Source organism: Streptomyces sp. NPDC057307, from assembly GCF_042667665.1.
Lineage (GTDB): Bacteria > Actinomycetota > Actinomycetes > Streptomycetales > Streptomycetaceae > Streptomyces.
Genome location: NZ_JBHUZM010000221.1, coordinates 1 through 8,836, shown reverse-complemented (window position 1 = coordinate 8,836; position 8,836 = coordinate 1). Strand labels below are relative to the sequence as shown.

Below are 8,836 nucleotides of genomic sequence, written 5' to 3'. Positions count from 1 at the left end.
CCCTTCGGGGGACCGGGCCGGGGCCCTCGTACGTCCCGGGTACGGCTCCGGCGGCCCGGCTGTCCGCAGTTCGGGCAGCGGGTCTTGGATCGCGGTCGACGCCGATAGGCTGACGCCTGGCAGCACGGGCCAGCAGGCCGTGCACCCGTCCACAGATCCCCAGGAGCGAGCATGAGCAGCGCTGTTGCACCGGCCGGAGGCGACACCCTGGCGGCTCGTTCCTGGCCGGGTGTACTGAACTCGCTGCTGCGCGGCCAGGATCTCGACGCCGGCGCCACGGCCTGGGCCATGGACCGCATCATGAGCGGCGAGGCCACCGACGTACAGATCGCGGGCTTCGCCGTCGCGCTGCGCGCCAAGGGCGAGACCGTTGACGAGGTCTCGGGACTCGTACGCGCCATGTACGGGCACGCGAAGACCATCGAGGTGCCCGGCGCCACGGTCGACGTCGTCGGCACCGGCGGCGACCTCGCCAAGACCGTCAACATCTCCACGATGGCCGCGATCGTCGTGGCCGGGGCGGGCGGCAAGGTCGTCAAGCACGGCAGCCGCGCGTCGTCGTCCGCGAGCGGCGCCTCCGACGTACTGGAGAAGCTCGGCGTCAATCTGGAGCTGACGCCGCAGCGGGTCGTGGAAGTCGCCGAGGAGGCGGGCATCACCTTCTGCTTCGCGGTGAAGTTCCACCCGGCGCTGCGGTACGCGGCCAAGGCCCGCAAGGAGCTGGGCGCACAGACCACGTTCAACATCCTGGGGCCGCTCACCAACCCGGCGCGGGTCCGCGCCCAGGCGGTCGGCGTGGCGGATCTCCGCATGGCGCCGATCGTGGCCGGTGTGCTCGCCGAGCGGGGCAACTCCTCGCTCGTCTTCCGCGGCGACGACGGACTGGACGAGCTGACCACGACCGCAACTTCACACGTATGGGTGGTTCGGGACGGCCAGGTCACGGAGCAGTCCTTCGACCCCAGGGACATCGGCCTGGAGCTGGTTCCGGTCGAGGCCCTGCGGGGCGCGGACGCGTCGTACAACGCGGATGTCGCGCGCCGGCTGCTCGCCGGTGAGACCGGCCCCGTACGGGACGCGGTCCTGCTGAACGCGGCGGCGGCGCTGGTGGCGCTGGAGCCGGCCGACGGCACGCTGAACGACCAGCTCGCGGCGGGATTCGCGCGGGCGGCGGCGGCGGTGGACTCGGGCGCGGCGAAGCAGGCGCTGGAGCGCTGGGTGGCGGCGAGCAACGCGTAGCGGCAGGCGCCGGCCGAGAACGGCCGGCGGCCGGTTCGTCCCCGATGGCCGTACGGGCGCAAGTGACCCCGTCCGGCCATCGAGGACAGCTGTGGCGGACGAGCCGCACACGCCGGCGTGTCCCGTATCGCGGACGCCGTCTGGGCGGTCGCGTACGGGTGGGGTAATCTCACCCCAGGTCATGAGTGACAGCGACTACGGCCCCGGCCCGCTGTCCGGCAACCCTCCGTCCGTGGCGGGGTGCCCCGGGTGAAGACCAGGCCGTAGGCAGCGAGGTCTGCGGCAAGCGCGGACCCCTGGACATCGTTCGGATGTCGTCATCCCTGGGGTCCTGGTCCTCAAGGGAGCAGTCTCGTGAGCAAGCGAATGCGATAGGGCCTTCGGCCCTTCCGGTGCGTCCCGCGCCGGAGACAAGGGCCCGAGCCCTCTTCAGTGAGCGCCACCCCCGCAGTGCCTCCCGCGTCGTCACGGCCGTCCGCCGTCACGACGACGCGTCCGCCTGTCGGGTCCTGATGCCGTTTCCGCCTCGTCCTGCCGGGAGATACCGCCATGTCCGCACCCACCGACGCCCTCAGCCGCACCACCACCGACCAGCCGCTGCCCGTCCTCGGACGCGATGTCACCGTCCCCCTGGTCACCGGCGGCGAAGTCACCTACGCGGCCCTCGACTACGCGGCCAGCGCCCCCGCCCTGCAGCGTGTCTGGGACGACGTCGCCGCCTACGCCCCGTACTACGGCAGCGTCCACCGCGGCGCCGGATACCTCTCGCAGCTCTCCACCGACCTCTTCGAGAACAGCCGCCGCACCGTCGCCGACTTCCTCGGCTGTCGCGAGGACGACCAGGTCGTCTTCACCCGGTCCACCACCGACTCGCTCAATCTGCTCGCCGCCGTGCTGCCCGCCGACTGCGAGGTGTTCGTCTTCGAGACCGAGCACCACGCGTCGCTGCTGCCCTGGCGCGACGCCCGCGTCAGCTATCTGAACGCGCCGCGCACCCCCGGCGAGGCCGTCGCCACGCTGGAGCGCGCCCTCGCCGGACGCGACCCGAAGGGCCCCGCCCTGGTCTGCGTCACCGGCGCCTCCAACGTCACCGGCGAGCTGTGGCCCGTGCGCGAACTGGCCGCCGCCGCGCACGCCCACGGCGCGCGCATCGTCCTCGACGCCGCGCAGCTCGCCCCGCACCACCCCGTGGACATCGCGGAGCTGGACGTGGACTGGGTGGCCTTCTCCGGGCACAAGCTGTACGCGCCGTTCGGCTCCGGTGTGCTCGCGGGCCGCGCCGACTGGCTGCGGGAGTCGGAGCCGTACCTCGCCGGTGGTGGCGCCAGCCGCACGGTCGCGCGCCGCGGCGACGGCGGTGTGGACGTCGAGTGGCACACCACCGCGGCCCGGCACGAGGCCGGATCGCCGAACGTCATCGGCGTGTACGCGATCGCCTCGGCCTGCAAGGCGCTCACCGAGGCGGGCTTCGACCGGCTCGTGGAGCGGGAGCAGGAACTGGTGGCCCGGGTGCGCGAGGGGCTCGCGGAGGTGCCCGAGGTGCGGGTGCTCTCACTGTTCGGCGACGACGCGCCCCGCGTGGGCGTCATCTCCTTCGTCGTCGACGGCTGGAACAGCTCCCACTTCGCCGCCGCGCTGTCGGCGGAGTACGGCATCGGCGTACGCGACGGGCTGTTCTGCGCCCACCCGCTGGTCAGGACCCTGCTGGGCGGCGACGCCGGGGACCCGGGGGAGTGCGGCGCGCCGGACGCCGGTCCCGGTGAGAAGTCGCTGAACGCGATCCGGGTCAGCTTCGGGGCCGGCACGCCGGACGAGCACGTGGCCCGCTTCATCGGCGCGGTCGGGGAACTCGTCCGGGACGGCGCCCGCTGGAACTACCGCACCGAGGACGGCCGTTGCGTCCCCGACCGCGGCTGACGGACAGTCGCCCGGACGCCTGCTAGGCGTCGAGGCCGATGGCGAAGGCGGCTTCCAGGTCGTGCTGGGAGTACGTACGGAACGCCACGTGCGTGTCCGTGGCCTCGACGCCCGGGATCTTGCTGATGCTGCCGGGGATCACGTCCGCCAGGTCGTCGTGGCTGGCGACCCGCACCATGGCGATCAGATCGTAGGTGCCGGTGACGGAGAAGACCTCGCTGACGCTCTCCAGCCCCGCGATGGACTCGGCGATCTCGGGGATCCGGTCGACGCTGGTCTTGATGAGCACGATCGCGGTGATCACGGTTGACGTTCTCCCTCGGTGGCCACGAGACGGGGCTTCACTCTAGCCGTACGCCGGAAGAGCCCCCAGGCGCCGACGAAGCCGAGGGCGAAGCCCACCAGATGCGCCAGATACGCGACGCCGGGGCCCGGCTCGGCGTCCCGGGCCGCCAGCCACTGCAGGACGAACCAGAAGATCAGGACGATCCAGGCGGGGAAGCGCAGCGGCAGGAAGAAAAGGAACGGGAAGAGGCTGGTGACCCGCGCGCGGGGAAAGAGACAGAGGAAGGCGCCGAGCACACCGGAGATCGCGCCCGACGCGCCCACCAGGGTCTGGTCGGAGTCCGCGTTCGCCACGGCGTAGGCGAGCAGCGCGAGATATCCGCAGACGAGATAGAAGAGGGTGAACCGCACTCGTCCCATCCGCTCCTCGGCCATCGCCCCGAAGACGTAGAGGAAGAGCAGGTTGCCCAGCAGATGGAGCCAGCTGCCGTGGACGAACAGCGCGGTGAGTGGGGTGAGCAGCGCGTGGGAGTCACCGCTCGTCAGCTGGTCGGGGATCACCCCCCAGCGTTCGAAGTACGCGCTCTGCGCGGCGAGCAGGGTGTCGCCCGTCCCGTACGCGGGATTGAACCCCGAGAGCGGACCGGTCAGGAAGGCCAGAGCGCACAGGCCGATCAGACCGTAGGTCACCACCGGCGCTCCGGCCGCCGCGCGCCAATTGATCATCCATGGATCATCCCGTACGCGGACAGACAGGTACGGACCGCCTCGCCGCGACACGGCGTACGCGGGAGGCCGTAGGGTTACGGGCGCGTACTTCCCCGGTTCGGCGCCGCTCCGGGGCCCGAGCACGGCAGGCTCGACCTCAAGGCCGCAGGAATTCAGGACACCAGGGCACCAGGACTTCAGCACTTCAGGACTTCGGGACATCAGGACTCGACGAAACGAGGACGGCACGATGACGACGGTTCCCTTGCCGACCGACGCCACCCGGTGGCGCTGCACGCTGTGCGGCAATCTCACCCGGTTCGACGTGACGCGCTCGTCCAAGGTGGTGGAGTACGTCCATCTGGACCTGGCCGGGCAGTCGAAGGTCGAGGAGCGCGACGTGGTCAGTGAGACCATCGAGTCCGTCCGCTGCCGCTGGTGCAACGCGGTGGATCAGATCGAACTGGTTGACAGGCCGGGCGCCGGTTCCTGAGGGAGCCGCCCGAAAGGGTAGTGGGGTGACGGATCGTGGAGCAGCCCGCAAGTGGCGCTGAGCCGGCCGGTGCGGCCGGCGGCGACGCCGAGGCGCTCGACAGGCCGCTGCCCGAAGGAGTGCGGCGCCGGGTCGTGGCGCTGGTCTCGGACGCCTTCGGCGGCCTGACCGTCACCGAACTGCCCGCGCAGCTACGACAGTACGCGCGTTTCACGCCGACCAGACGCGCCCGGTTCGCGGGCAACGCGATGGCGGCCGCCCTGGAGAGCGACCCGCTGTTCCGGCAGCGGATCGGCGAGCGGTTCGGTCAGGCGGACCCCGAGCTGGCCGCCGCGGTCGAATCGGGGTCGCCGCCCCCGGCCGCCGATCCCGTCGACGTGGCGGCGGCGGCCTATGTGCTGCGCCCCGTCGGCTGGGTGAAGCTGGTGGCCGCCGCCGGCGAGGAGGTCCAGCGCGCCGACGCCGAGCGGGTCGACGAGGAGAACCGCCGTGAGCTGGAGCGGCTGCGCGAGGAGCTGACGCAGGCCCGCGCCTTGACGAAGAGCGAGACCGAGCGCCTCCGTACGGAGCTGGACGCCGCCCGCAGGGAGGCCGAGTCCACGCACCGCAAACTGCGCAGCGCCCTGAGCGACGTGAAGCGCGGCGAGGCCGCCCTGCGCCGTACGGCCGCGGAGATCGAGACGGCCCGCGCGGAGGCCGCGACCCAGCTGTCCGCGGCGGTGAGCGAGTCACGGCGCCTCAAGGCCCGGCTCGCGGAGGCGGAGGCGGCCGTGGAGGCGGGGCGCCGGGCCGCCCGCGAGGGGCGCTCGGTGGAGGACATGCGGCTACGGCTGCTGCTGGACACCGTCCTGGAGTCGGCGCAGGGACTGCGGCGCGAGCTGGCGCTGCCGCCGGCCGCCGCGCACCCCGCCGATCTGGTCGACGCCGTGGAGCCCGGCCGGATGTCTCCCAAGGACGTCGCGGCCCGCGCGCTGTCGGACATGGACCCCGCCCTGCTGGACCAGTTGCTGGCGCTGCCGCAGGCGCATCTGGTCGTCGACGGCTACAACGTCACCAAGACCGGCTATCCGACGATGCCGTTGGAGAAGCAGCGGCTGCGGCTGCTCGGCGGGCTCGCGATGCTCGCGGCGCAGTCCGGCGCGGAGATGACGTGTGTCTTCGACGGGGCCGAACTGGCCGCCCCCGTACTGCTCGCGCCGCCGCGCGGGGTGCGGGTGCTGTTCTCCAAGCCGGGGGTGACGGCGGACGAGTTGATCCGTCAGCTCGTCCGGGCGGAGCCGCCGGGGCGTCCGGTGGTGGTCGTCTCCACCGACCGTGAGGTCGCCGACGGAGTGGCGCGGGCCGGCGCGCGACCCGTCGCGTCCGCCTTGTTGCTGAAGCGGCTTTCGCGCGTCTAGTAACTCCTGTGGCCAATGCGGCATTTGGTCATGCCATGTCGCACCACAGCGTCAATTGTTCATCACTGTCCGTGCGATGTATGTGAAGAAACCACTCCGCGGCGAAATTTTTTCCCTTCAGGATTTGAACTGATCACAAGAAGGTCACTAGGGTCAGGCCTCGAACCTTCGCGCGGTTGATCACCCATCCGGGGTGGCGGCGAAGGAACCGCCGAATTCGTGTAGTTCAGTCCGGTAGTACCGGATTCCCGGCCCGCCGGGAGAACTGGACCGCATGGAGCCGGGGACCCGCTCCCCACACCCGGTAGGCGGCTCGAGGAAGAAGGAGCTCGCCTTCGTGGCGTCCCACCGTCGTCCCAAGCAGCCGAGCCGCGCCCGCGTGACCGTGCTCACCGCGACCGCAGCCGCAGCTGTCGCCCTGACGTCCCAGGCCGCGCAGGCCGATCCGAAGCCGACCAAGGAAGACGTCAAGGAAAAGGTCGACAAGCTCTACCACGAGGCCGAGGCCTCGACCGAGGCGCACAGCGGCGCCGAGGAGAAGGAAAAGAAGCTCGAGAAGCAGGTCGAGGCGATGCAGGACAAGGTCGCCCGTGGCCAGGAGGAGCTCAACGAGCTCCGTACCGGCCTCGGTTCGATGGCCAGCGCGCAGTACCGCACCGGTGGCATCGACCCCGCCCTCCAGCTCTTCCTCTCCGCCGACCCGGACGACTATCTGGACAAGGCATCCGTGCTCGACCAGATGGGCAGCAAGCAGGTCAGCGCGCTGGAGAAGATCCAGGCCAAGCAGCGGACCCTCGCGCAGCAGCGCAAGGAGGCGACCCTCAAGCTGAAGGACCTCTCCGACACACGCACGGAGCTGGCCAAGAAGAAGAAGGACGTCCAGACCAAGCTCAACGCGGCGAACAAGCTTCTCAACACGCTGACCGCCCAGGAGCGCGCGCAGATCCAGGCCGACGACGCGAAGCGCGCGGCCCGTGGCAACGAGCGCGTCAACCTCGGCAACGAGTCGGCCTCTTCGGGCATGGCCGCCGCCGCGCTGGCCGCCGCCAAGACCCAGCTGGGCAAGCCGTACATATCCGGTGCCGAGGGGCCCAACTCCTACGACTGCTCCGGGCTGACCCAGTGGGCCTACGCCCAGGCGGGCGTGAGCCTCACCAGGACCACGTACACCCAGGTCAACGACGGCGTGAAGATCGGCCGCGGCGAACTCGCCCCCGGCGACCTGGTCTTCTTCAGCGGTCTGAGCCATGTTGCGCTGTACGTCGGCAACGGCCAGGTCATCCACGCGCCCAAGCCGGGCACCGTGGTGCGGTACGAATCCATGGAGTGGGCCGGCAGCTTCCAGTTCGGCGTCCGCGTCTGACGCTCCGCGCGGATCCGCTTCGTGCGGATCCGCTCCGGACGGGCCCGTTCCGTACGGATCTCCACGCACACTCACGGACACGACCGCGACCGCCCGTTCGGGCGAACTCCGGTTACTCCCGCTGACGCACGCCCCGCCGGTGACCTGTGGTCTCCGGCGGGGCATCACTGTCTGTGCCCGGCGCGGTCTTTGGTCACTCCGTGTCCGCACGGTTACTGTCTGCTGCGCCGCAGCTCCCGGCCATGTTTCCGCCCGTCGGGCGGCAGGGGCTGCGCGGTTGCGTCCAGCGGAAGGAAGTGCGGCTTCCTGTGGTGTCCCATCGTCGTTCCTCACACCCCGGCCACAGCCGGGGCACCCGGGTCACGGTCCTGTCCGCCGCCGCGGTCACGGCCGCGGCCGCCCTCGGGACGGCGCCGGCGAGCGCGGACCCGCGGGACACGACCGAGGCGACCCGGTCGACCGTCGACCGGCTGTTCGAGGAGGCCGAGAAGGCCACCGAGCGGTTCAACGAGGCGGGCGAGCGGGCCGGTGTGCTGCGCGAGCGGGTGAACCGGGTGCAGGACAGCGCGGCCCGGGGCCAGGAGCGGGTCAACCGGATGCGGGGCGCGCTCGGTTCGATCGCCGGCGCCCAGTACCGCTCCGGCGGGCTCGACCCGGCGCTCGCGCTGCTGCTCTCCTCCGACCCGGACAGCTATCTCGACCGGGCCGAGGCCCTCGACCGGCTGAGCGACCGCCAGGCGCTCGCCCTGCGCGACCTCGGGCAGGCCCAGCGCAAGCTCGGCCTGCAGCGCGACGAGGCGACCAAGGACCTCGCCGAACTGGAGCGCAGCCGGGCCGCCGTCGCCCGCCACAAGCGCACCGTCGAGGCCAAACTCGCCGAGGCGCGGCGGCTGCTGAACGCGCTGCCGGACGCCGAGCGGGACGCCGACCGGGCCTCGCGCTCCGGGCGCGACGGCGGCCCGCTGTCCCTCTCGGGGGAGGCGCCCGCGTCGGCGCGGGCGGCTGCCGCGGCCCGCGCGGCCCGCGGTGTGGTGGGCCTGCCCTACGTGTGGGGCGCCAACGGCCCCTCGGGGTTCGACTGTTCGGGCCTGACCCAGTGGGCGTACGCGCAGGCCGGCGTCTCCCTGCCGCGCACCTCGCAGGCGCAGCGGTACGCGGGACAGCAGGTGCCGCTCTCCGAGGCGAGACCCGGCGACCTGGTCGCCTACCGCGACGACGCCAGCCACATCGGGATGTACATGGGCAACGGCCAGGTGGTGCACGCGCCTTACCCCGGCGCCTCGGTCCGCTACGACCCGGTGGGCATGATGCCGGTCTCGTCGGTCACCCGCGTCTAGGTCCTGTCTTCAAAGTAGCGCCGTCCGCCCGTAGGGCGGGGCCTGCGGCGTCTGGTGCGGTGCATCGCAAGGCGGAGGATCGGCCTCGTACTGGGCG

8 protein-coding genes and 1 riboswitch are annotated in these 8,836 nt (G+C 71.7%); of the genes, 6 read left to right on the top strand and 2 right to left on the bottom strand.

The window, feature by feature from the left end:
• The first annotated feature begins 171 nt into the window (after window positions 1–171).
• Together trpD and ACFUN8_RS36080 are read left to right on the top strand one after the other, a co-directional pair.
• A complete protein-coding gene (gene trpD, locus ACFUN8_RS36085; RefSeq protein ID WP_383647328.1) occupies window positions 172–1,239 on the top strand; it encodes an anthranilate phosphoribosyltransferase in 1,068 nt (355 codons plus the stop codon).
• A 177-nt stretch (window positions 1,240–1,416) separates the two neighbouring features.
• Window positions 1,417–1,534: riboswitch (SAM riboswitch) on the top strand.
• A gap of 254 nt (window positions 1,535–1,788) precedes the next feature.
• Complete coding sequence (locus ACFUN8_RS36080) at window positions 1,789–3,156, top strand: aminotransferase class V-fold PLP-dependent enzyme (protein ID WP_383647325.1); 1,368 nt, start codon at window positions 1,789–1,791, stop codon at window positions 3,154–3,156.
• A 22-nt stretch (window positions 3,157–3,178) separates the two neighbouring features.
• Here the strand turns inward: ACFUN8_RS36080 and ACFUN8_RS36075 are convergent, their stop codons facing one another.
• Together ACFUN8_RS36075 and ACFUN8_RS36070 are read right to left on the bottom strand one after the other, a co-directional pair.
• On the bottom strand, window positions 3,179–3,460 hold the full coding sequence (locus ACFUN8_RS36075; protein WP_383647323.1) for an Lrp/AsnC family transcriptional regulator: 282 nt from the start codon (window positions 3,458–3,460) through the stop codon (window positions 3,179–3,181).
• Window positions 3,457–4,167, bottom strand: a complete 711-nt coding sequence (locus ACFUN8_RS36070) for a rhomboid family intramembrane serine protease (protein WP_383647320.1) — start codon at window positions 4,165–4,167, stop codon at window positions 3,457–3,459. The genes ACFUN8_RS36075 and ACFUN8_RS36070 overlap by 4 nt, the downstream gene beginning before the upstream one ends.
• 232 nt (window positions 4,168–4,399) lie before the next feature.
• Here ACFUN8_RS36070 and ACFUN8_RS36065 point away from each other — a divergent pair, with 232 nt between their 5' ends.
• From ACFUN8_RS36065 to ACFUN8_RS36050, 4 genes are all read left to right on the top strand, one after another.
• The gene (locus ACFUN8_RS36065; protein WP_354607100.1) at window positions 4,400–4,642 is read left to right on the top strand and encodes a hypothetical protein; all 243 of its coding nucleotides are present in this window, start codon (window positions 4,400–4,402) and stop codon (window positions 4,640–4,642) included.
• 35 nt (window positions 4,643–4,677) lie between these two features.
• Complete coding sequence (locus ACFUN8_RS36060) at window positions 4,678–6,039, top strand: NYN domain-containing protein (RefSeq protein ID WP_383647317.1); 1,362 nt, start codon at window positions 4,678–4,680, stop codon at window positions 6,037–6,039.
• Between the two features lie 337 nt (window positions 6,040–6,376).
• Window positions 6,377–7,402, top strand: coding sequence for an NlpC/P60 family protein (locus tag ACFUN8_RS36055; protein WP_383647315.1), 1,026 nt, complete (start codon window positions 6,377–6,379; stop codon window positions 7,400–7,402).
• A gap of 308 nt (window positions 7,403–7,710) precedes the next feature.
• Window positions 7,711–8,739 carry an NlpC/P60 family protein gene (locus ACFUN8_RS36050; RefSeq protein ID WP_383647312.1) on the top strand — a complete coding sequence of 343 codons (1,029 nt, stop codon included), beginning with the start codon at window positions 7,711–7,713 and terminating at the stop codon, window positions 8,737–8,739.
• Window positions 8,740–8,836: the final 97 nt, after the last annotated feature.